Annotated in this window: 18 protein-coding genes; 14 read left to right on the forward strand and 4 right to left on the reverse strand. The window is 73.7% G+C overall.

The window, feature by feature from the left end:
* Window positions 1-718 precede the first annotated feature (718 nt).
* Window positions 719-1,813 carry a CopD family protein gene (locus LCD31_RS06425; RefSeq protein WP_224956603.1) on the forward strand — a complete coding sequence of 365 codons (1,095 nt, stop codon included), beginning with the start codon at window positions 719-721 and terminating at the stop codon, window positions 1,811-1,813.
* A gap of 60 nt (window positions 1,814-1,873) precedes the next feature.
* Here LCD31_RS06425 and LCD31_RS06430 read toward each other — a convergent pair whose 3' ends face one another.
* Window positions 1,874-2,665, reverse strand: coding sequence for a GH25 family lysozyme (locus LCD31_RS06430; protein WP_224956604.1), 792 nt, complete (start codon window positions 2,663-2,665; stop codon window positions 1,874-1,876).
* Between the two features lie 484 nt (window positions 2,666-3,149).
* On the opposite strand from LCD31_RS06430, the gene LCD31_RS06435 reads away from it, so the two are divergent.
* From LCD31_RS06435 to LCD31_RS06475, 9 genes are all read left to right on the forward strand, one after another.
* Window positions 3,150-3,854 carry a DUF4232 domain-containing protein gene (locus LCD31_RS06435; protein ID WP_224956605.1) on the forward strand — a complete coding sequence of 235 codons (705 nt, stop codon included), beginning with the start codon at window positions 3,150-3,152 and terminating at the stop codon, window positions 3,852-3,854.
* Window positions 3,855-3,972: 118 nt separating this feature from the next.
* Window positions 3,973-4,776 carry an alpha/beta hydrolase gene (locus LCD31_RS06440; protein WP_224956606.1) on the forward strand — a complete coding sequence of 268 codons (804 nt, stop codon included), beginning with the start codon at window positions 3,973-3,975 and terminating at the stop codon, window positions 4,774-4,776.
* Between the two features lie 241 nt (window positions 4,777-5,017).
* Window positions 5,018-6,028 carry a DUF2382 domain-containing protein gene (locus LCD31_RS06445; RefSeq protein ID WP_224956607.1) on the forward strand — a complete coding sequence of 337 codons (1,011 nt, stop codon included), beginning with the start codon at window positions 5,018-5,020 and terminating at the stop codon, window positions 6,026-6,028.
* 213 nt (window positions 6,029-6,241) lie between these two features.
* On the forward strand, window positions 6,242-7,087 hold the full coding sequence (locus tag LCD31_RS06450) for a hypothetical protein (protein WP_224956610.1): 846 nt from the start codon (window positions 6,242-6,244) through the stop codon (window positions 7,085-7,087).
* Between the two features lie 178 nt (window positions 7,088-7,265).
* On the forward strand, window positions 7,266-7,526 hold the full coding sequence (locus LCD31_RS06455; RefSeq protein ID WP_224956612.1) for a hypothetical protein: 261 nt from the start codon (window positions 7,266-7,268) through the stop codon (window positions 7,524-7,526).
* A 1-nt stretch (window position 7,527) separates the two neighbouring features.
* Entirely contained in the window at window positions 7,528-7,779 is a 252-nt protein-coding gene (locus tag LCD31_RS06460) for a hypothetical protein (protein ID WP_224956613.1), read from the forward strand.
* 138 nt (window positions 7,780-7,917) lie between these two features.
* Window positions 7,918-10,710 (forward strand): FtsK/SpoIIIE domain-containing protein, encoded by a 2,793-nt coding sequence (locus tag LCD31_RS06465; protein ID WP_224956614.1) that lies wholly within the window; start codon window positions 7,918-7,920, stop codon window positions 10,708-10,710.
* Complete coding sequence (locus tag LCD31_RS06470; protein WP_224956615.1) at window positions 10,707-11,093, forward strand: hypothetical protein; 387 nt, start codon at window positions 10,707-10,709, stop codon at window positions 11,091-11,093. Before LCD31_RS06465 ends, LCD31_RS06470 begins: the two co-directional genes overlap by 4 nt.
* Before the next feature lie 197 nt (window positions 11,094-11,290).
* Window positions 11,291-12,310: an NADP-dependent oxidoreductase gene (locus LCD31_RS06475; RefSeq protein ID WP_224956616.1), complete on the forward strand. Its 1,020-nt coding sequence runs from the start codon at window positions 11,291-11,293 to the stop codon at window positions 12,308-12,310.
* 285 nt (window positions 12,311-12,595) lie between these two features.
* Here the strand turns inward: LCD31_RS06475 and LCD31_RS06480 are convergent, their stop codons facing one another.
* Window positions 12,596-14,254 carry an FAD-binding oxidoreductase gene (locus LCD31_RS06480; RefSeq protein ID WP_224956617.1) on the reverse strand — a complete coding sequence of 553 codons (1,659 nt, stop codon included), beginning with the start codon at window positions 14,252-14,254 and terminating at the stop codon, window positions 12,596-12,598.
* A gap of 16 nt (window positions 14,255-14,270) precedes the next feature.
* Here LCD31_RS06480 and LCD31_RS06485 point away from each other — a divergent pair, with 16 nt between their 5' ends.
* From LCD31_RS06485 to LCD31_RS06500, 4 genes are read left to right on the forward strand one after another with little or no spacing between them, the layout of a single operon-like run.
* Complete coding sequence (locus LCD31_RS06485; RefSeq protein ID WP_224956618.1) at window positions 14,271-14,927, forward strand: TetR/AcrR family transcriptional regulator; 657 nt, start codon at window positions 14,271-14,273, stop codon at window positions 14,925-14,927.
* Window positions 14,924-16,492 (forward strand): glycerol-3-phosphate dehydrogenase/oxidase, encoded by a 1,569-nt coding sequence (locus tag LCD31_RS06490; protein ID WP_224956619.1) that lies wholly within the window; start codon window positions 14,924-14,926, stop codon window positions 16,490-16,492. Before LCD31_RS06485 ends, LCD31_RS06490 begins: the two co-directional genes overlap by 4 nt.
* Window positions 16,493-16,541: 49 nt before the next feature.
* Window positions 16,542-17,492, forward strand: a complete 951-nt coding sequence (locus tag LCD31_RS06495) for an ABC transporter ATP-binding protein (protein WP_224956620.1) — start codon at window positions 16,542-16,544, stop codon at window positions 17,490-17,492.
* Complete coding sequence (locus tag LCD31_RS06500) at window positions 17,489-18,676, forward strand: ABC transporter permease (RefSeq protein ID WP_224956621.1); 1,188 nt, start codon at window positions 17,489-17,491, stop codon at window positions 18,674-18,676. Before LCD31_RS06495 ends, LCD31_RS06500 begins: the two co-directional genes overlap by 4 nt.
* Before the next feature lie 234 nt (window positions 18,677-18,910).
* Here LCD31_RS06500 and LCD31_RS06505 read toward each other — a convergent pair whose 3' ends face one another.
* Both LCD31_RS06505 and rplQ read right to left on the reverse strand, forming a co-directional pair.
* Window positions 18,911-19,741, reverse strand: coding sequence for a tRNA pseudouridine(38-40) synthase TruA (locus LCD31_RS06505; RefSeq protein WP_224956704.1), 831 nt, complete (start codon window positions 19,739-19,741; stop codon window positions 18,911-18,913).
* 68 nt (window positions 19,742-19,809) lie between these two features.
* A complete protein-coding gene (rplQ, locus tag LCD31_RS06510) occupies window positions 19,810-20,349 on the reverse strand; it encodes a 50S ribosomal protein L17 (protein WP_224956622.1) in 540 nt (179 codons plus the stop codon).
* Between the last annotated feature and the right edge of the window lie 39 nt (window positions 20,350-20,388).

Genomic DNA, 20,388 nt, shown 5'->3' on the forward strand with positions numbered 1-20,388 from the left:
CCCCATGATGGCCCCGGCCCGCTCACCCCCGGGTGCACTTCCGACGATCCGACCGGTTCGCCCTGGACACCGGCGTCCGATTCGACCGAACACCGCAGCGACGACCCGTCGCCCCCGGCATCGTCCGTTCCGCGCAAGGGATCACCCGGACCACCCCGTTCGACACCCGGGCCCCGCTGCTCCCGTTCGACCGCGGCCCGCGCGATAAGACTTCCAGCTCCGCGAGAACCCGCGGGGAAACAATCAGCGAATAGCCGCGAACGGCCCGCGCGCGCGAAACGCGCGGGCGCCCCGCGGAAGCCTCGAACCGGATATCGGGAATGCGTGCCGTGAACGGTCGAACGCGGGCGGTGCCGGTTCGGTCGCTCGACGGCGCACACCTCCGGGGAATCCGCGGGCACGAGCAGCGGCGGGGTATGCGCCACATACCCCGCCCACTCATTACCTCCCGCTTGATCCACGTGCACGACTGTAGAACAAGACCCCTGAGACGCTTGTCAGCAACACAACGAACAGCGGTTTCCCGCCGCGGTCGCCGCAGCCGTTGCGAACCGCGCACATCGTTGCGCCGCAGGAATAAACGCACGCCAGCGGGCGACGACCGCACAAACAAGATCAACTAATCGCCGGTGGATCGTGATAGGACCAACACCCTGAACCGTTCCCGGTGAGCCGCGGACCGCTCCCCCGGACCTGCCGGGGGTGGGACGATGCTGCGATGCCCGCCGACCCCGGGACCGCGCCCGAACCCACCGGCCGCACCTCCCCGTCCGCCCGGCGGCCGAGCACCGGCGTCGGCCGCTCGACCCGAGCAGCCCCGGCGCTGCTCGCCGTTCCCGCACTGCTGGCCGCGGCCGCGGCCTGGGCCGCGACCCTGCACGTCGGCGCGGACGACGTACCCGGCCTGGTCGATCCCGCGGTCGCGGTGCGCTACGGCGCCCCGGTCGTCCGCGCGCTGCTCGACGTGGCCGCCGTCGCCACCGTCGGACTCGGCATGCTGCCCCGCCTGGTCCCGGACCACGGTGGCCGCGCCCGCGCCCTGCTCGCGCTGACCCGGCGCGCCGCGGTGGTCACGGCGCTGAGCTGGCTGGCCTGCTCGCTGCTGCTGCTCGGGCTGTACACGGCCGAGCTCGCCACCGGCAGCCCGACCGCGGAGGACGTGGCCCGCTACGTCAGCGGCGTCCCGGCCGGAGCGGCGCTGGCGCTGGGCGCGGGGTGCGCCGCGGGCTGCGCGGCGCTCGGCCTCACCGGGGTCGTCCGGGATGCCCGCGGGAACGGCGCGGACCGGCTCACCGACGACCTGGGCGCGGTGCTCGCGCTGCTCGGGCTGCTGCCGATGCCGCTGACCGGGCACGCCGTCGACTGGGAGTACCACGACCTGAGCATGCTCTCGGTGCAGCTGCACGTGCTCGCCGCGGCCGTGTGGGCGGGCGGGCTGGCCGCGATCGCCGCGTTCGTCGCCCCGCGCCGCGGTCTGCTGGCGAGCACGCTGCCGCGCTACTCGAAGCTGGCGACCGGCGCGATCGTGCTGGTCGCGGTGTCCGGGGTGTTCAACGGCGGCACCGAGCTCACCACCGCCGGCGCCGGGCTCGGTGGACTGATCGGCACCGGGTACGGCCGGATCGTGCTGCTCAAGGCGGTGCTGCTGGTGCTGCTGGCCGCGCTGGGCGGGCACGCCCGGTTCCGGCTGCTGCCGCTGGTGGAACGCCACCGGCGCACCGCGCTGATCACCTGGGCGGCGGTGGAGGTGGGCGTGATGGGCGCGGCCTACGGGCTGGGCGCGGTGCTGGCCCGCGCCCCCGTCCTCACCTGACCGCGCACCGGCGAACGGCCCACCCGCCGTCCGGGTGGGCCGTTGAGCACCTGAGCCGGGTCAGCGCGGGATGCGCAGCACCTGGCCGACGTAGATCAGGTTCGGGTCGGTGATCCCGTTGGCCTGGGCGATCGACTGCCAGGCCACACCGACCTTCGCGCCGATCCCGGAGAGCGTGTCCCCGGGCTGCACCACGTAGGGCGGGGGCGCGGGCGGGGGGGGGGGCGGGGGCGGCGCCTCGGTGCCGCCGGTCAGCACCGGCAGGTCCACCAGCGACACGTTCAGGTCGGTGTCACCGGCGATGCCCGGCACCTTGCCGTCGGAGGCGTGCTGGTGGATCGCCACCCGGTCGGTGAGGAAGCCCGGCTGGCCCGCGGGGCGGCCGTAGTGCGCGACCCACAGGAACACCCCGGGGTCGACCCACGAATCGGTGGCCAGCTTGTCGCTGAACCACGTGGACGAGGCGTACACGACGACCTCGTTGCGCCCCGTGTGCCCGCGCAGCGCGTCCACGAACCCCTTGATCCACGCGCCGAGGTCGGCGGCCTCGGTCTCCATGTCCAGGCACGGCGGCAGGTTCCCCGGCCCGGCCGAGCCGGTGCGGGCCAGCTGGCCCGCGAAGTCCGCGGCTTCGGCCTGCGGCGAGTTCGTGTCCGGTCGGGCGAAGTGGTACAGCCCGGTCACCAGGCCGGCCCCGCGAGCCCCGCCGAGTTGCGAATCCAGCGTCGGGCTCACATAGCCGACGCCTTCGGTCGCCTTGATGTAGGTGAAGGCGAATCCGGCGCCGCGCACCGCGGCCCAGTCCGGTTCTCCTTGATATCGCGCGACATCGATTCCTGGAATGCTCGCCATCCCCGAACCCCCTCACTTCACCGGATGCGGCCCGGTGCGCGAGTCGCGGCGCACGAACCGGATCGGCGGTCTCGTCTCGGTCTTCGGTCTGTTCCGCCGACCCCGGCGCCGGCATTTCTTCCGAAAGCGAGGAACGATCTTCGCTGCCGGGCGGGGACAGTTCTCACAGCCAACGTATCGAAGGTCAACGATCATCGAGTTCCGCCGTTCAGGTCAAGAGCTCCACCCGATCGGTCCTGTTTTCGCCAAAGCGATCATGTCGCCCGCCGACCGCCGTAGAAATCGATCATGCTCGGCCGCGCGGGTCGCGAACCCGACCGGGTGGCGGCAGAGTGGGGGCGGCCCGCACGGCGGCGCCTCCATCCGGGGGAACTCCGGGCGGACCGCGCAAGACGTGCAACCACCTGTGGCGCCGAACGTCTTCACAACAGCGGACCGGATACGACGACGGGCCGTACGAGGCGGCCGATGGAGGTGGGCAACCGTGTTCTCGCAACGACTGGACGCAAGGAAGCCGGGCAGGACGAACCGGGCGAGCCTGAGGATCGGCCCGCTCGCAGCCGCGGCACTGGGCACGGTGCTGCTCGGCGCCTGCGGTTCGCCGACCGGGCAGGTGGCCTCGACCGCGGACGCCCCGGCGTCGACCATCCCGCAGCCGACCCCCTCGGAGGCGCAGCCCGCCCCGGCGGAGACCTCCGACGCCGATCCGTCGACGGCCGCGCAGAGCAGGTCGGACGCCTCCGGCCAGGCCGCGGCGGAACCGCGCGACCAGGTGGAGCGCTGCCACACCTCGCAGCTGTCCGGCGCGGTGGGTCACGGGGATTCCGGCGCGGGCCAGCGGTACGCGGAGCTCACGCTCACCAACACCAGCGGCGAGGCCTGCACGCTCTACGGCTACGGCGGCATGCAGCTGCTCGGCGCGGACGGCCAGCAGCTGCCGACGCAGCTGGAGCGCACGCCGAACCCCGGCCCGCAGGTGGTGCGGCTGGCCCCCGGCGAGTCGGCCAGCTCGACGCTGCACTGGACCGCGGTGCCGCACGAGGGCGAGTCGGAGCAGGGCCCGTGCCAGCCGGAGCCGGCGCGCGCCCTGGTGACCCCGCCCGACGAGGAGGACCCGCTGACGGTGCGCTGGGACCTGGGCTCGGTGTGCGGGTTCGGATCGATCGACAACAGCGCCTACCACGCCTGAGCGCGGTGCGGACGTCGTGCCCGGTGCCGTCGGCACCGGGCACCTTCGCGGAACGACCAGGTGACAGGCTCATCGCGGGTGCTGGTCTTGCCGGTGCGGTTGTGCTGGGGTGGAAACCATGATCGAGGCTATTCAGCGGTCCGTCGGGGGTTCGCAGGGCGAGCTGTTCGTGCGCGAGTGGTCGGGGCGCGCCCCCGGCTGGGTGGCGCTGCTGGTGCACGGCTACGGCGAGCACTCCGGCCGGTACGAGTGGCTCGCCGAGCAGCTGGTGGCGGCGCGGGCGCTGGTGGTGGCGCCGGACCTGGTCGGGCACGGCGAATCCCCTGGTGAGCGCGTGCTGATCGGGGACGCCGAGCAGGTGGTGGCCGATCTGGGCGCGGTGCGCCGCGAGGTCTCGGATCGGTACCCGGACCTGCCGGTGGTGCTGATCGGGCATTCGCTGGGCGGGTTGTTCGCGGTGCGGTTCGCGCAGGAGCACCAGGACGGGCTGGCCGCGGTGGTGCTGTCCGGGCCGGTGCTGGGCACCTGGCACGTGCTGGACCTGCTGGAGTGCGACGAGATCCCGCAGGCCCCGATCGATCCGTCGACGTTGTCCCGCGACCCCGAGGTGGGCCGGGCGTACGAGGCGGATCCGCTGGTGTGGCACGGCTCGTTCAAGCGCCGCACGTTGAACATGATCGACCGCTGCCTGGAGGCGGTGAACGACGGCCCGGTGCTGCGGGTGCCGACGCTGTGGGTGCACGGCGAGGAGGACGAGCTGGTCCCGGAGGCCGACACCCGCACGGGCATCGACCGGGTGCGCGGGCAGGACTTCCACGAGCACATCTACCCGGGCGCGCGGCACGAGCTGTTCCACGAGACGAACCGGGCCGAGGTCGTCGACGAGGTGCTGACGTTCGTGGGGCGCGAGCTCAACACCTGAACCGGCGATCACTCGTCGGCCTGACTGCTACTACTGGCTCGCACGCAACGCTACGACCAGCTGCCGAACGCCCCCACCGGGTGCTCACCCACACGAGCGAAGTGGGCGGCACCGCCGATTGCGGGCGAATCCAGCAGGGCACCACGGGTGTACGCGGCACCGCACGAACGGCCGGGCGCGCTTCCCCGGCCGGAGCGACGAGCCCGGGCTGCGATCCCAGCAGACGAGTGAGGCGGTAGTCATGAAGGACGTCAAGCGTGCACAGGACCTCATCGGCAGCGAGGTGTACGACCGGGAAGGCGACCGGATCGGCCGGGTCGGCAACGTTTACGTCGACGACGCCGACCACCAGCCGGAGTGGGTGACGGTCCGCACCGGGATGTTCGGCACGAAGGAGAGCTTCGTCCCCCTGTCCGGCGCCGAGCGCGGTGAGAAGGGGATCAACGTCGGGGTGACCAAGGAGAAGGTGCGCGACGCCCCGCGCGTCGACGCCGAGCAGGGCCACCTGTCGGACAAGGAGGGCCACGACCTCTACGACTACTACGGCCTCGCCCGCGGTTCGGCGTCCCCGCAGCAGCGGGACGTGCCGCAGCAGCAGAGCGGCACCACCGAGTCCGGGTCGGGCACCGCGGCGGCCGGCGGCATGGCGGCCGGTGGGGCGGCCGCGGGCGGCGCCGCGCCGACCGGGGGCCGCACGTCGACCGGCGCCACCGAGCGGGACACCGCGAAGTCCGGCACGACGGGTTCCGGCAGCGGCACGGCGACGACGAAGGGCTCGACCGGCAAGACCACGTCCGGCTCCGCGACGGCGGGCTCCGCCGGGGACGCGGCGGGCATGAAGTCGATGACCCGCTCCGAGGAGCGGCTGCGGGTCGACACCGAGCAGATCGAGACCGGCCGGGTGCGGGTGCGCAAGTACGTGGTGACCGAGCAGCAGTCCGTCACGGTACCGATCAGCCACGAAGAAGTGCGCATCGAGCGGGAGCCGATCGCCGAGTCGGAGCGCGGATCGATGGGCCGGTCCGGTTCGCTCGCCGAGGACGAGCAGGAGGTCGTGCTGCACGAGGACCGTCCGATGGTCACGAAGGAGACGGTGCCGGTGGAGCGGCTGCGGCTGCGCACCGAGCTCGTCACCGAGGAGCGGACGGTGCAGGACGAGGTGCGCCGGGAGCGGTTCGACGTGCAGGACCGCACGGGCGGCGGCAAGCACGAGCGCTCCGACGAGCAGCGGGGCGGTTCGAGCAGCGGCTGACCACCGCGCGGTTCGGCCCCGCCGTCCTCCTCGGGCGGCGGGGCCGTCGCACGTCCCGGGTAGGTGCGAACGGGTGGCGGGACCACCCGTCCGGACGGCTCCGAGGCCACCGTCCGGGTCGGGTGGGCCGCTGCCGGATGAGCCGGGCGGCGACGCGGTTCACCTGATCAACCCTTCGTCCCGGGGTGCCGGATGCGAGACAATGCCCCGGCGATGGTTGAGAACTCTGGGCTGGAACTGCTCATCACCGTCGTCGTGGGCGCCGACGACGACCGATCAGCACGCGACGCGTGCCGCGCCCTGCTGCACCGGGTCGGTGGCCGGATCGTGGAATCCGGGGACTGCTCCGACGAGGAGCCGGGCTGCTGGTCGGTGACGATCGGTCGTTCCGCCGCGGAGCCGGACGAGCGGCCGGGCCCCGCGGCGCTGGCGCGCGCGGTGCGGAACTTCCTGCGCGAGCTGGGGCCGGGCTACTCGGGGCACCGGGTGGCGTGCGAGCCGCCGACGGCGTGGACGGTGATCGACGAGCCGGAGTTGCTCGGAGCCCTGGTGGCGGGCGGCGAGCGGTTGCTGGTGGAGGCGTGGGCCGGTTCGGTGCTGCCCGGCGGGGCCGGTGCCGGCCCGGCGGTGGACGACCCGGACGAGCCCGCGCCGGAACCGGAACCGGCGGTGGACGAGCTGGACGAGCACGGCAGGCCGCGGCCGCGGCTGGAGCTGCTGGTGGACGTGGTGACCGAGCGCAAGGCGGGCGCGGAGTGGCCGGCCCGGGCGTTGGCGAGCCGGTTGTCCCGGAACTCGACGATCGTGGACTGGACGGAACGACCACCGATGGTGCGGATCGTGCTGGACCTCGGCCCGTCGGTGGGCGCGCCCGCGGACATCGTGCGGGACGCGGTGCGCGTGCTGGGCGGCGGCGGCTGGTCCCGGTTGCAGGTGCGTGAACGGTCGGCGAAATCCCGGTGGTCGGCGGCGCCGACACCGCCGTCCGGGATCGCCGCGGTGGAGCTGAGCGCGGCCGTACCCGCTCCGGGCGCGGCGGAGCGGCAGCCCGCGGGATGACCGGCTGGAGATCGTCCGAGGAGGTCCGCCGCGGGCGCGGCGGCACCGCGCGGAGGGGCCTCGGCGCGGTCACCACCTCTGATCAACATCGTCCGCCCTGCGCGCGAACGGGCTAGTGGCGGGCGCTAACTTGTGGATCGACGTACCCCGATCAGCTCCCTCCGGAGGTTGGCTGCAGATGGCGAGCGTGGACGATGTTCGCAGTGGAGTTGCTCATGCCAAGCAGAAGGCCGACGAGGCGATAGGCGCGCTCCAGCAGGCGCATTCCGCGCTGGACGAGGCGCAGAACATGCTGACGCAGGCCATCCAGGGCAGCGGCCAGGACGAGATCCTGATGGCGCGCAACATGCTGGTGGAGGCGACGGAGAACCTGCGGATGGTGGGCGGCACGATCCGCAGCAGCATCGACTCGGCCGAGAGCTGGGCGGGGCGGTTGTGACGTGTCGTCGCTGACCGAACTGCTCGCCGCGGTGCGCGCCACCGAGGCGAAGCTGGACGAGGCGCGGCGGCAGCTGTCCACGGGCAGGCGTTCGCTGTCGGAGACGCGGGCGGCGCTGGCCCGGCTGGACCCGGACAACCCGGAGACGGTCGTGCCCGCGGACCTGCGCCGCGCCGACGACGGGCTGGAACGCACGCTGGACTCGATCACGCACGTGGTCGAAGCGCTGCGCGCGTTCGCGATGCGGCTGTGAGCCGGTTGCCGGGCGGGCCGCCGCCGGCCGGTCGCCGCGCGCTCGATGCGCGGTGGCCCGCGCCACCGCGCGCCGTTGACCACACATTCCGAGTGGTAGTTTCCTCACGGTCTGCAACACCAGGTGCCGAGGTGGGGTGTGCGCAAACGCAACGAGCGGCGTAGCAGCATCGAGACGGCTTTCGAGCACCTGCGCACCACCGTCGCGACCGCCCTCGGCGCCGCCGAGAACGAGCTCGAACGGGTCCGCGCCTCCTACGCCCAGCGGGAGTTCGCCCAGCGCATCGCCGCGGTCGGCCTGGCCAGGGCGGAGCGCGATCCCTCCGTGGTCTGCGATTCCCGCGACCTCGCGTTCGACGGCGCGATGCAGGAGGCCCGGTCCGAGCGCGAGCAGATCTTCACCGAGTGGAGCGGGCACGGCCCGGACCGGCTGGCCGCGCTGGTCGCCGAGGCCGCCCCCGGCACCGCCGGACGCCCGTGGCAGGACTGGCTCGGCGAACCGGGCACCGCCGAGGCGAGCTCGCTGCCGCCGCAGCTGTGGCGCATCGGCACCGGCCAGGTACCCGCCTCCCCCGACCCGCGCCCGTTCCCGGTGGCCGTGCCGATGATCGACGAGGCGCACCTGCGGATCACCTCGAACCGGCAGAACCTGGAAGCCCGCGAATCCCTGGTGCAGAACCTGGTGCTGCGGATGCTCAGCCACTACAAGCCGGGCCTGGTGCGGGTGCACGTGTGGGACGTGGCGCAGCTGACCGGGACGCTGCCGGGCCTGTACCCGCTGACGAACGCGGGGCTGCTCACCGCGCACGACCCGACGCGGCTCGGCGAGATGCTGGAGGAGCTGTCCGACCACATCCGCCGCATCCACACCAGCGCGCTCAACGGCGGGCACATCTCGCTGCGCGCGCTGGCGGAGGACACCGGGCAGCGGGACGAGCCGTGGCGGATCGCGGTGCTGTTCGGCGACGGCGAACCGTTGCGGGAGGAACAGCAGCAGCAGTTGCAGCGGGTCGCGCGCAACGGGCTGGCCTGCGGCATCCAGCTGATCGTGGCGGACCTGCCGATGACGGTGAACAGCTCCGTCGAGTCGGTGACGCTGCACGCCGAGGAGGCGCGCACCAGCATGACCGGCCCGGAAGCGGTGGTGCGGCTGGACGCACCGCCGTCGCGGGAACTGGTGACGAAGGCCTGCTCGGCGATCGCCACCGAGTTCGTGACGCGCCGCTCGCGGGTGCGCACCTTCGCGGACCTGGTGCCGGAGACGCTGTGGGTGCAGCGCTCCGCCTCCGGGCTGCAGGCACCGGCGGGGTTCCACGAGGGCGAACCGGTGAAGGTGACGCTCGGGGACGCGAGCCCGCACACGCTGATCGGCGGCCCGAGCGGCTCGGGCAAGACCAACTTCCTGTACTCGATGCTCGGCGGCATGGTGGCCCGGTACTCGCCGGACGAGCTGGAGCTGTACCTCCTGGACTTCAAGGAGGGCGTGTCGTTCGCGCAGTTCACCCCGGGCCGCCGCGACCCGACCTGGCTGCCGCACGCGCAGCTGGTCGGTGTGAACGTGAACGAGGACCGCGAGTTCGGCCTGGCGCTGCTGCGCTTCCTCGCGACCGAGATGCGCCGCCGCGCGGACGCGGCGAAGGCGCACGAGGTCACCAAGCTGGAGGAGCTGCGGGCGGAGAACCCGTCCGGGCGCTGGCCGCGGATCGTGGCGGTGATCGACGAGTTCCAGTACCTGTTCGCCGAGCGGGACACGGTGTCCGCGCAGGCCACCTCGCTGCTGGAGGACGTGGCGCGGCGCGGCCGCTCGCAGGGCATCCACCTGGTGCTGGCCAGCCAGGACGTCTCCGGCATCGAGGCGTTCTGGGGCAAGCCGGCGATCTTCGAGCAGTTCATCCTGCGGATCGCGCTGCCGAAGGCGCGGCGGGTGCTCGCCGACCAGAACGAAGCGGCGCTCGCGCTGCCGCGTTGGCACGCGGTGATCAACCACGAGTCGGGGGTGAAGCACGGCAACGAGGTCGCGCGGATCCCGGACGCGACCGCGAAAGGCACCTTCGACGAGCTGCAGCGCCGGTTGTGGGAGCGGCGGCAGGAGGGTGCGGCGCCGCCGCGGCTGTTCGACGGCTCGCTGCTGCCCGCACTGTCCGAGCTGCCGGACTTCACCGGGCTGACGACGGGCGCGGAAGCCCCGGTCGCCCTGCTCGGGCAGGTCATCGACGTGAACGGCACGGCGGCGGCGGTGCGGATGGAGCGTTCGCCGGGCCGGAACCTCGCGGTGATCGGGTCGGTGCGGGTGGACGCGGTGAGCGTGCTGGGGGCGGCGGCGTTGTCGCTGGCTCGGCAGCACGACGCGAAGAAGGCGCGGTTCACGGTGCTGGGCCTGGTCGAAGAGGTCGCGCCGGACGTCGAGCAGCTCAAGGGCAAGCTCGAAGAGCTGGGCCACGAGACGGATGTGCGGCACGGCGTGGACGCGGCAGTGGAGGTCGTCGGCGAACTCGCCCGCAAGATCGATGATCGATCCGGGTCGGTGGGGAACACCGAGACCTCGGAGTACGTCCTCTTCTACGGCGTCGACGCCGCGCACTCCGCGATGGAGAAGAAGGGCCCCGACTTCACCAGCGGCCTCGACCACCTGCGCAAACTGCTCAAGCAGGGCCCGGAGCAGCGGGTGCACGTGCTCGGCTGGTGGCGCAGCGCGCAGCGGGTGAAGACGACGCTGATGGGCCCGGTGGACGAGATCGGCGCCTGGGTGGCGTTCGACGTGCACGGCCAGGAGCTGTCGAGCTTCGCCGCCGGGCAGCTGGTGCACTGGTCGCCGCGGGCGCGGCGCGGCTTGTTCTTCGACCGCTCGGTGCACTCCCAGCCCGAGGTGGTGCTGCCGTTCGACCTGGCGGGCGCGCTGGCCGCGGACATCCCGGAGGAGGACGCGGAATGAGCGAGGCCCCGGCTTCGGCCCGCTACAAGGAGATCATCGCGACGGCGACCGGCGCGGCGGAGCGGATGCGCGAGCACGAGCGGGAGAAGTCGGCCCGGCTGGCGCAGGAGGTGGCGGTCGCCGAGCAGCGGATCGCGGCGGCGGCGGAGGCTCGCGACGAGGTCGTGGCGGGCGTGGAGCTGCGCTGGAAGCACGCGATGGAGGCGCTGTGGGACGAGCGCTGGATGCGGGTGACGCCGATGCCGCACCCGGATCGCCGGGTGGCGCCGGGCCGCGCGGCGGACCTGATCGCGTCGGTGCAGTCGGCGTACCTGGTGCTGCGCCGCTCGTTGGAGAAGTCCCGCTGGTCGCCGTCGCGGCGCCGCGGGAAGCCGCCGGAGTGATGTTGCCAAGGCTACTCGAACCTGGTTCGATTTCGTTAGCGATGCCACTGCCGCGACAGGAATAGGTCCACCTCGGAGTGGGGTTTCCCGGTGGGGCGCCGTCGGCGCGCACGCGCGGCGCCGTCGTCCCACCATGAGTGCACCCTCAGTGCGCACTATTTCCGACACGAACCAGTTTCGTATATATGGAGGCCAGCGTGACGAACCAGGAACTTCCGGACACCGGCGTCGAGATCCGGCTCGCGAGCCGTCCGCAGGGCTTCCCCACCCACGAGAACTTCGAGACCGTCGAAGCCCCGGTCACCGCGCCCGGAGAAGGCCGGATCCTGGTCCGCAACGTCGTGATGAGCGTCGACCCGTCGATGCGCGGCCGGATGAACGACACCAAGTCCTACGTGCCTCCGTTCCAGCTCGGCAAGGCCCTCGAAGGCGGCGCGGTCGGCGAGGTCATCGCCTCCGCGTCGCCGCTGTTCCAGGTCGGCCAGCACGTGCTGCACTACGGCGGCTGGCGCGAGTACGCGTCGGTGCAGGCCGAGCGCGCCGTCCCGGTCGACCCGGACGCCGCGCCGCTGAACGCCTACCTGGGCGTGCTCGGCATGCCCGGCTGGACCGCCTACACGGGGCTGTTCGAGATCGCGAAGTTCGAGGAAGGCGACACCGTGTTCGTCTCCGGCGCGGCCGGCGCGGTCGGCTCGCTGGCCGGGCAGCTCGCGAAGCTCAACGGCGCGGCGAAGGTCATCGGCAGCGCCGGTTCCGCCGAGAAGGTCCGGCACATCACCGAGGACCTCGGCTTCGACGCGGCGTTCAACTACAAGGACGGCTCGATCCGCGAGCAGCTGGCCGAAGCCGCACCGGACGGCATCGACGTGTACTTCGACAACGTCGGCGGCGACCACCTGGAAGCCGCGATCGACCAGCTCAACGACTTCGGCCGGGTCGCCGCCTGCGGCGCCATCTCGGTCTACAACGACACCGAGCCCGCACCCGGCCCGCGGAACCTGTTCAAGATCGTGAAGAAGCGGCTGAGCATCCGCGGGTTCATCGTCATCGACCACGAGGACCTGCGGGAGCGGTTCCAGGCCGACGTGGCGCCGCTGGTCCGCGACGGGAAGATCCACTACACCGAGACGGTGCTGGAGGGGCTGCGCAACGCGCCCGACGCGCTCATCGGACAGCTGCGCGGCGAGAACACCGGGAAGATGCTCGTCACCATCTGATCGGCCGTCCCCGCTCCTGCCGCGAGCGGCTCGGTCGGCGGGACCTCGGCGGCCCCTCGCCGCGTCCTCGCGGGTGGCTCAGCCACCTGCACGGGACGCCGGAGGGGCCGTCGAGAACCCGCGAGCGCCCGGGTGGCCGGCCATCGGCGGGAAGACCTCGCGCAGGCCGGTGAGCCGTGCGGCGGACCTCGACGGGCGGTTCCTCCGCGCCGACGCCCGCCAACGCCCGGGGACCGCCGCGGTCTTCGGCGGGCGCACCCGCGTCCGCGACCCGGCGGCGGGCGGTCACGGACCGACGAGCTTGCCGGGGTTCAGGATTCCGGTCGGGTCCACGGCCTGCTTGACCGCGGCGAGGACCGAGGTGCCGATGCCGCCGATCTCCGCTTCGAGCCACGGCAGGTGGTCGGTGCCCACCGCGTGGTGGTGGGTGAGCGTGCCGCGCCCCAGCTCGTGGCCCGGCACCCGCTCGGTGATGGCGCCGGTGGCGGCCTCCTTCGCCCGCCGCCACTGGTCGACCGGGTCCGCGCCGCGCGCCGCCAGCACCGTGAAGTACAGCGAGGCACCCGTCTCGTACGCGTGCGAGAGGTGGCACATCACGATCGGCGGCTGCCCGTCCCGGTCCAGCTCGCGCACCAGCGCCGCCCGCACCGCCGAGCGCAGCTCGCTGAGCCTCGACCAGCAGGTCGCCGTCTCCAGCGTCTCCACGCACACGCCCACGTCGAGCAGCGCGTCCCGCTGCCGCGGGCCCGCGAACCGGGCCGCGTGCCAGGCCTCCCCGCCGCGCGGCCCGAGCCGCAGCGAGCGGAACCCGTGCAGCGCCCGCATCGTCGCCGCGCGGCGCTGCTTGAGCTCCGCCGCGGAGGCCGCCTCCCAGCCCAGCACCAGCAGGCACGGTTCGTCGATCCGGCTGCCCAGCAGCAAGGTGCGCAGCGCCCGTGACTTCACGCCGCCGGAGAGCTCCAGCTGCACCGCCGTCTCGTCCACATCGGACAGCCGGGTGACGTCGGCGAGGACCCGCTGCTGCGCCAGCGCGCGCACCGCGTCCGCCGCCGCCTGCCAACCGTCCAGCACCAGCGCCTCGTAGCGCATCTCGGTGGGCTTCGGCCGCACCCGCACCGCCACCTCGGTGATCACGCCCAGCGCGCCCTCCCCGCCGATCGCGAGCTGCCGCAGGTCCGGACCCGCGGCCGAGGCGGGCGCGGCACCGAGCCGCCACTCCCCCACCGGCGTCGCCACCCGCACGCCCTCCACCATGTCCGCGAACCGCCCGTACCCGGCGGAGGCCTGACCGGCGGAGCGCGTCGCCGCGAACCCGCCGATGGTGGCGCGTTCGAAGGACTGCGGGAAGTGGCCCAAGGTGAACCCGTGCGCGGCCAGCAGCGACTCCGCCTCCGGCGCCCGCACCCCCGCCTGCAGCACGGCGACCCGCGACACCGGGTCCACCGACACCAACCGGTCCAGCCGAGCCAGGTCCAGCGCCACCACGGCGCGCTTCGCGCCGCGCAGCGCGGTCACCCCGCCGACCACCGAGGTCCCGCCGCCGAAGGGCACCACCGCCACGTCGTGGCGCACGCACACCTCCAGCACCCGCTGCACCTGCTCCGGATCCGCGGGCAGCAGCACCGCGTCCGGCACCGCCAGGCCCACGCCGTCGCGGCGGCGCAGCAGGTCGCTGTAGGACAGGCCGCCCGTTCGCCCCAACCGGGCGGTGGCGCCGGTCTGCACCTGATGCTCGCCGAGGAGCTCCACGAGCTCCTCGCGCGCCTCCACGGGCAGTGCGCCGTCCGGCACCTCCAGCAGCGACGCCGGCGCGGCGGGCGTGCTGGCACCGTCCAGGCCGAGGCGCCCGGACAACCAGCGCAGCGCGTGGGTGGGCAGCGGTGCGGCACCGGCCCCGGAGGGCGTCCAGCCACCGCGCAGGGTGTGGTCGATCAACTCGCTCACCAGTACAGTGTTACACATGGCGCCGCAACGTCACAGCGCCGCGGGCTGGCCGGGACTTCCCACCCGGACCGCGGCGAACCGCGTCGAGGACACCGCGATCCTGCGCGCCGCGCGGGACAGCGTCCTCGCGCACGGGGTGCGGCGCACCACCCTCACCGACGTCGCCCGCCGCGCCCGCATCAGCCGGATGACGCTGTACCGGCGGTTCCCCGACGCCACCGCGCTGGTCGGAACCCTGGTGGGCTGCGAGTTCTCCGGCATCCTGCGCAGCGCCCGGGAACGGGAGAGCGGCGGGACCGCGCGCGAGCGGCTCGTCACCGCTCTCCTCGACGTCGTCGCACAGCTCCAGCGCTCCGCGCTGCTGCGCCGGATCATCGACACCGACGCCGAGCTGCTGCTGCCGTACCTCGTCGACCACCTCGGCAGCACCCAGCTCGCCGCGGAGGCATTCCTGCTCGACTACCTCGCCGACGGCCGCGCCGACGGCTCGGTGCGGAGCTCCGATCCCGCCGTGCAGGCCCGGGCGCTGCTGCTGCTCTTGCAGTCCTTCGTGATCTCCGCCCGGCCGGGCACCACCGGCACCGACCCCGACGCGCTGCACCGCGAACTGGGCGAACTGCTCGACGCGGCACTGCGCCCCGCACCCCGACCGACCGTCCCGGAGGCCCCATGAGCACCACGCCGCTGCCCGCGGGTTCGCTGCGCGCCACCTCGCTGAACGCGGCACGGCGCGCCACCGAGCTCACCGCGGCCGCCGAGGACGCGCTGGACCTGCTGGTGGTCGGCGGTGGCGTCACCGGCAGCGGCATCGCCCTGGACGCCGCCTCCCGCGGGCTGCGGGTCGCGCTGGTCGAAGCCGAGGACCTGGCCCGGGGCGCCGCGCGCTGGTGCGGCGAGGCCGCGCACGCCGGGCCGCACGGGCTCGTTCCGGGCGACCTCGCGCTGGCCAGGGAGAACGCCGTGGAACGCGACGTGCTCATGACGCGGACCGCGCCGCACCTGGTGCGCACGCTGCCGCAGCTCATCCCGCTGCACGAGGGCACGCCCCGCCGGACCGAAGCACTGCTGACCGCCGGGCTGCACGCGGCCGACGCGCTGCGGCGCACCGCCCGCACCCCGTCCGCGCTGCTGCCCGCGCCGCGCCGAGTGCCGGCCGCCGAAGCGGGGGCGCTGGTCCCCGGACTGCGCGCCGGAAGGCTGCGCGGCGGGCTGCTCGGCTACGACGGGCAGCTCCTCGACGACGCCCGGCTCGTCGTCGCCCTGGCCCGCACCGCCGCCGGGTTCGGCGCCCGCGTGCTCACCCGGGTGCGCGCCACCGCGCTGGACCGGAACGGCGCGGACGCCGTCGACGAGCGCACCGGCCGGCGGCTGCGGCTCTCCGCGCGGGCCGTGGTGAACGCGACCGGGGCGCGGGCCGCCGAGCTCGACCCCGAGGTGCGGCTGCGCACCGTCCGCGCCGCGCACCTGGTCGTGGACGCCGAAGCGGCAGGCATCACCGCCACCGGGCTGGTGCTGCCCGCCGAATCCGGGCGGTGGACCGCGCTGCTGCCGCAGGCCGACGGCACCGCGTTGCTCGGGCTCGCCGCCGAACCGGCCACCGGCCCCGTCCCCGCCGAGGCACCCGACTCCGATGTGGACTCGCTGCTCGCCGCGGTGCGCGAAGCGCTGGACGTGCCGCTGCGCCGGGAGCACGTGCTCGGCTCGTTCGCCGCGCTGCGCCCGCGGTACGACGACTCCGCGGGCAACCGCAAGGACTCCCCCGACCTGTTCCGCAAGCACGCGATCCGCACCTCGCCGGACGGCGTGGTCACCGTCGTGGGGGGGGGGACCACCGGCTACCGCAGGCTGGCCGCCGACGCCGTCGACACCGCGGTCCGCGCCGCCGGACTGCCCGCCGGCCCGTCCCGCACCACCGCGGTCCCGCTGGTCGGAGCCGCCGAACGGGCTCGGCTGCACGAGATCGACGGTCCGCAGCGGCTCGTCGCCCGGCACGGCACCGAAGCCGCCCGGGTCGCCGCGCTCGCCGAACTCGACCCGGACCTCGCCGACCCCGTCGCACTCGGCACCGAGCTCACCGCCGCCGAAGTGCTGTGGGCGGTGCGGCACGAAGGCGCGCTCGACGCCGACGACGTGCTCGACCGCCGCAGCCGCCTCGGCATGCACCCCGAGCTGCGAGCGCGGGCCGCGCCCGCGGTGACCGCACTGGTCGACAAGGCCCTGCACGGTCTGCTCGGCTGACCCGCGGGGAATTCCCCCGGCGCCCACTCCGGCGCTGCCATCGGGGACGATGATCCGAGTCGGCAGCCGACCGGAGGAGGCGTTGCACGTGGTGGACGGCGGTCTGGAGATCGACCACATCTCCAAGCGCTACGGCGAGATCGCCGCCCTGCGCGACATGGTGTTCACCGTGGGACCCGGGGAGCTGTTCGGCTTCGTCGGCAGCAACGGCGCGGGCAAGACGACCACCATGCGCATCGCGCTCGGCGTACTCGCCGCCGACTCCGGCGAGGTCCGCTTCCGCGGCCGGCCGCTCGACCTCGACGTGCGCAGGCGCTTCGGCTACATGCCGGAGGAACGCGGGCTCTACCCCAAGATGAAGGTCGCCGAGCAGCTCGCCCACCTCGGCGAACTGCACGGCATGAGCCGTGCCGACGCCCGCGCCGCCGCCGAGCGCTGGACCGACCGGCTCGGCCTCCGGGAACGGCGCGACGACCAGGTGCAGCGGCTCAGCCTCGGCAACCAGCAGCGCGTCCAGCTGGCGGCGGCCCTCGTGCACGACCCCGACGTGCTGGTGCTCGACGAACCGTTCTCCGGCCTCGACCCGGTCGCCGTCGAAGTGATGGGCGAGGTGCTGCGCGAAACCCGCGACCGCGGCGTCCCCGTGCTGTTCTCCAGCCACCAGCTCGACCTGGTGCAGCGGCTCTGCGACCGGGTCGGCATCGTCCGCGGCGGCAGCATGATCGCTTGCGGCGGGGTGGACGAGCTGCGCGAGCGGGGGCCCGCCCGGCTCGTGGTGCACGCGCCGCAGGCCGCGCCCGGCTGGACCGACGGGCTCGCCGGCGTCCGCGTCCTCGGCCAGCAGCACGGCCGCAGCACCCTCGAACTCGCCGACGGCACCGACGACCAGGTGGTGCTGCGCGCCGCGCTCGCCACCGGGCCGGTGCACGAGTTCCGCCGGGACCGCCCCGACCTCACCGACCTGTTCCGCACCGTCGTCACCGAGGAGCACGCCGCATGAGCCCCGCCCGCACCGTGTGGCTCGTCGCCCGCCGCGAGGTCAACACCCGCATCCGCACCCGATCGTTCCTGCTCAGCACGGCAGCGATCCTGGTGATCCTGATCGGCTACGCGGGGCTGATGTTCTTCATCGGGCAGCAGAGCGGCAGCACGAAGATCGGGTTCACCGGCCAGGCCACCGCCGTCGCCACCCCGCTGCGGAGCACCGCGGCCCGGCTCGGCACCACCGTCGAGAGCAGCCGGATCCCGGACCGGGCCACCGGGGAACGGCTCGTCGCCGACGGCGAGCTGGACGGGCTGGTCACCGGAGCCCCGGACGCGCTGCACCTGGTGGTGCGCGGCGAACCGGACTCGGCGGTGCGCACCGCGCTCGACGAGGTGGTGCGCCAGCAGGCCCTCGACGCCCAGCTCGCGATGGCCGGGTTGGAACCCGCCGACGTGCACCAGGTGCTGGCCGGAGCGCACGTGGACGTGCGCACCCTGGAACCCGCGGACCCCCAGCGCGACCAACGGCTCGGCGTGGCCGTGGGCGCCGGGATGCTGCTGTACTTCTTCCTGATCATGTTCGGGCAGGCCGTGGCGCAGGGCGTCGTGGAGGAGAAGACCAGCCGGGTCGTGGAGATCCTGCTGTCCACCATCCGCCCCGCCCAGCTGCTCGCCGGGAAGGTGCTGGGCATCGGCCTGGCCGGGCTCGCGCAGTTCGTGCTGATCGGCGGCATCGGGCTGGCCGCCGCCATGGGGTCCGGTGTGCTCGCGCTGCCGTCGACCGCGCTGGCCGGGACCTTGGTGTGGACGCTGGTGTGGTTCCTGCTCGGCTTCTACCTGTACGCGACGGTCCTCGCGGCGGCGGCCTCGCTGGTCTCCCGGCAGGAGGACCTGCAGAGCGTCGTCAGCCCGGTGATCATGGTGCTGGTGGTGCCGTTCCTGGTGGGGGTCACCGTGCTGGCGCAGGACCCGGAGAGCCGGCTGGGCGCGGCGCTGTCCCTGGTGCCCGGCTTCTCACCGGTGCTGATGCCGATGCGGACCGCGCTGGGCGTCGCCGAACCGTGGGAGTGCGTGGTGTCGGTGCTGCTCGGCGTCGCCGCGCTGCTGGTGCTGCTGCGGCTCGGTGGGCGGATCTACGCGAACGCGGTGCTGCGCACCGGAGCCCGGGTCAAGCTCACCGAAGCCCTGCGCCGCACCTGACCGGCAGGCCCGACCCTCCCGCTGCCCGGCAGGTCTTGGCCGTGTCTTGTCAGCGGCGAAGCCGCTGAGCGGAGACCCAGCACGCAACGGGACCACCCGCGGGTTCTCAGCGGTTCCCTCGCGAGGACAGCTTTTTCGCATGTGGCGGAGCCACCTGCGAAAACGATCCCGCAGCGAGGGGGCCGCTGAGGTTCCGCCGCCCCACCACCCGAGCAGCAGGGGGACGGCGCAGCCTCACCCGAGCGAGCGGAGGCCGCGCGTCTGTTCGGCCCGCACCGCCAGCTCGGCCTCGTCCGGGTAGTCCACGCCGAGCAGGGTGAGCCCGTGCGCGGGCGCCACCGCGCTGGTGCGCTCCCCGGCTCCGGCGAGCTCCGCGGGCCAACCACCGCCGCGCCGCCCGTCCCCGACGAGCAGCAGCGCCCCCACCAGGCTCCGCACCATCGAGTGGCAGAACGCGTCCGCGCTCACCCGCGCCACGATCAGGTGCTCCGCCACCCGCTCCCATTCGAAGCGCTGCAGCTCCCGCACCGTCGTCGCGCCCTCCCGCGGCTTGCAGAACGCCGCGAAGTCCCGCAACCCCAGCAGGTCCAGCGAGGCCGCGTTCAGCGCCGCCACGTCCACCGGGCGGTTCCACGCCAAGGTGTCCCGCCGCCGCAGCGGATCGACTCCCCACGACGCGTCCGAGACCTGGTAGCGGTAGTGCCGCCGCAGCGCCGAGAACCGGGCGTCGAACCCCGCGGGAGCCACCCGCGCGTCCAGCACCCGCACGTCGCCCGGCAGGATCCGGTTCCAGCGGTGCCGCATCCGCTCCAGGTCCGGGATCCCGCGCTCGTCCACGGGGATCCGCACGGTCGAGCCGGGCTCGAACGGCACCACGTCCACGTGCACCACCTGACCGGTGGCGTGCACCCCGGCGTCGGTGCGTCCGGCCACCACCACCGAGCGCGGGACGTCGCGGCCCGGGGGCTGCTTGGCCAGCGCGTCCTCCAGCAGCCCCTGCACGGTGCGCCTGCCGGGCTGCTTCGCCCAGCCGGAGAAGTCGGTGCCCTCGTAGGACACGTCCAGGCGGAGACGAACGAGCCCGCCGTCCCCGTGGGGAGCGGCGGGCTCGTCCGCGGCGTCGTCGACCCGAATCAGGACTCGTCCTTCTTCGCGGTCTCCTCGACCCCTGCCTCAGCGGCGTCGTCGGCCTTGGCCTCGACGGCCTCGTCGGCCGTGGTCTCCTCGACCGCGGGAGTCTCCTCCGCAGCCGGGGTGGCCTCGGCGTCCTTGGCGAACTTGGTGCCGCGAGCGGCTTCCGCCTCGGCGGTGACGGTCTTCTCCGTCACCAGGGCGATCACGGCCATCTTGGCGCTGTCACCGCGACGCGGCATCGCCTTGACGATCCGGGTGTAGCCGCCCGGCCGCTCCGCGAAGTGCGGACCGATCTCGGCGAAGAGCTTGTGCACGACGTCCTTGTCGCGGATGGTCTTCATGACCTCGCGACGGTTGTGCAGGTCGCCCTTCTTGGCTTTGGTGATCAGGCGCTCGGCGAGCGGACGCAGCCGCTTCGCCTTCGCCTCGGTAGTCGTGATCTTGCCGTGCTCGAACAGCGACGTGGCCAGGTTGGCCAGCATCAGCCGCTCGTGCGCCGGCGACCCGCCGAGACGCGCTCCCTTGGTGGGGGTGGGCATCGCTTGCTCCTCTCAAGGCGCGGATCGGGTGGCCCTCCC

The organism is Saccharopolyspora sp. 6M (assembly GCF_020176775.1).
GTDB lineage: Bacteria > Actinomycetota > Actinomycetes > Mycobacteriales > Pseudonocardiaceae > Saccharopolyspora_C > Saccharopolyspora_C gregorii.

What these genes read in the sequence shown, in the direction of transcription:
- LCD31_RS06490 (WP_224956619.1), top strand. Translation starts at nt 14,924, where the DNA reads ATGAGCACCACGCCGCTGCCCGCGGGTTCGCTGCGCGCCACCTCGCTG.
- LCD31_RS06450 (WP_224956610.1), top strand. Translation starts at nt 6,242, where the DNA reads ATGGTTGAGAACTCTGGGCTGGAACTGCTCATCACCGTCGTCGTGGGC.
- rplQ (WP_224956622.1), bottom strand. Translation starts at nt 20,349, where the DNA reads ATGCCCACCCCCACCAAGGGAGCGCGTCTCGGCGGGTCGCCGGCGCAC.
- LCD31_RS06440 (WP_224956606.1), top strand. Translation starts at nt 3,973, where the DNA reads ATGATCGAGGCTATTCAGCGGTCCGTCGGGGGTTCGCAGGGCGAGCTG.
- LCD31_RS06455 (WP_224956612.1), top strand. Translation starts at nt 7,266, where the DNA reads ATGGCGAGCGTGGACGATGTTCGCAGTGGAGTTGCTCATGCCAAGCAG.
- LCD31_RS06500 (WP_224956621.1), top strand. Translation starts at nt 17,489, where the DNA reads ATGAGCCCCGCCCGCACCGTGTGGCTCGTCGCCCGCCGCGAGGTCAAC.
- LCD31_RS06430 (WP_224956604.1), bottom strand. Translation starts at nt 2,665, where the DNA reads ATGGCGAGCATTCCAGGAATCGATGTCGCGCGATATCAAGGAGAACCG.
- LCD31_RS06485 (WP_224956618.1), top strand. Translation starts at nt 14,271, where the DNA reads ATGGCGCCGCAACGTCACAGCGCCGCGGGCTGGCCGGGACTTCCCACC.
- LCD31_RS06445 (WP_224956607.1), top strand. Translation starts at nt 5,018, where the DNA reads ATGAAGGACGTCAAGCGTGCACAGGACCTCATCGGCAGCGAGGTGTAC.
- LCD31_RS06495 (WP_224956620.1), top strand. Translation starts at nt 16,542, where the DNA reads ATGATCCGAGTCGGCAGCCGACCGGAGGAGGCGTTGCACGTGGTGGAC.
- LCD31_RS06425 (WP_224956603.1), top strand. Translation starts at nt 719, where the DNA reads ATGCCCGCCGACCCCGGGACCGCGCCCGAACCCACCGGCCGCACCTCC.
- LCD31_RS06470 (WP_224956615.1), top strand. Translation starts at nt 10,707, where the DNA reads ATGAGCGAGGCCCCGGCTTCGGCCCGCTACAAGGAGATCATCGCGACG.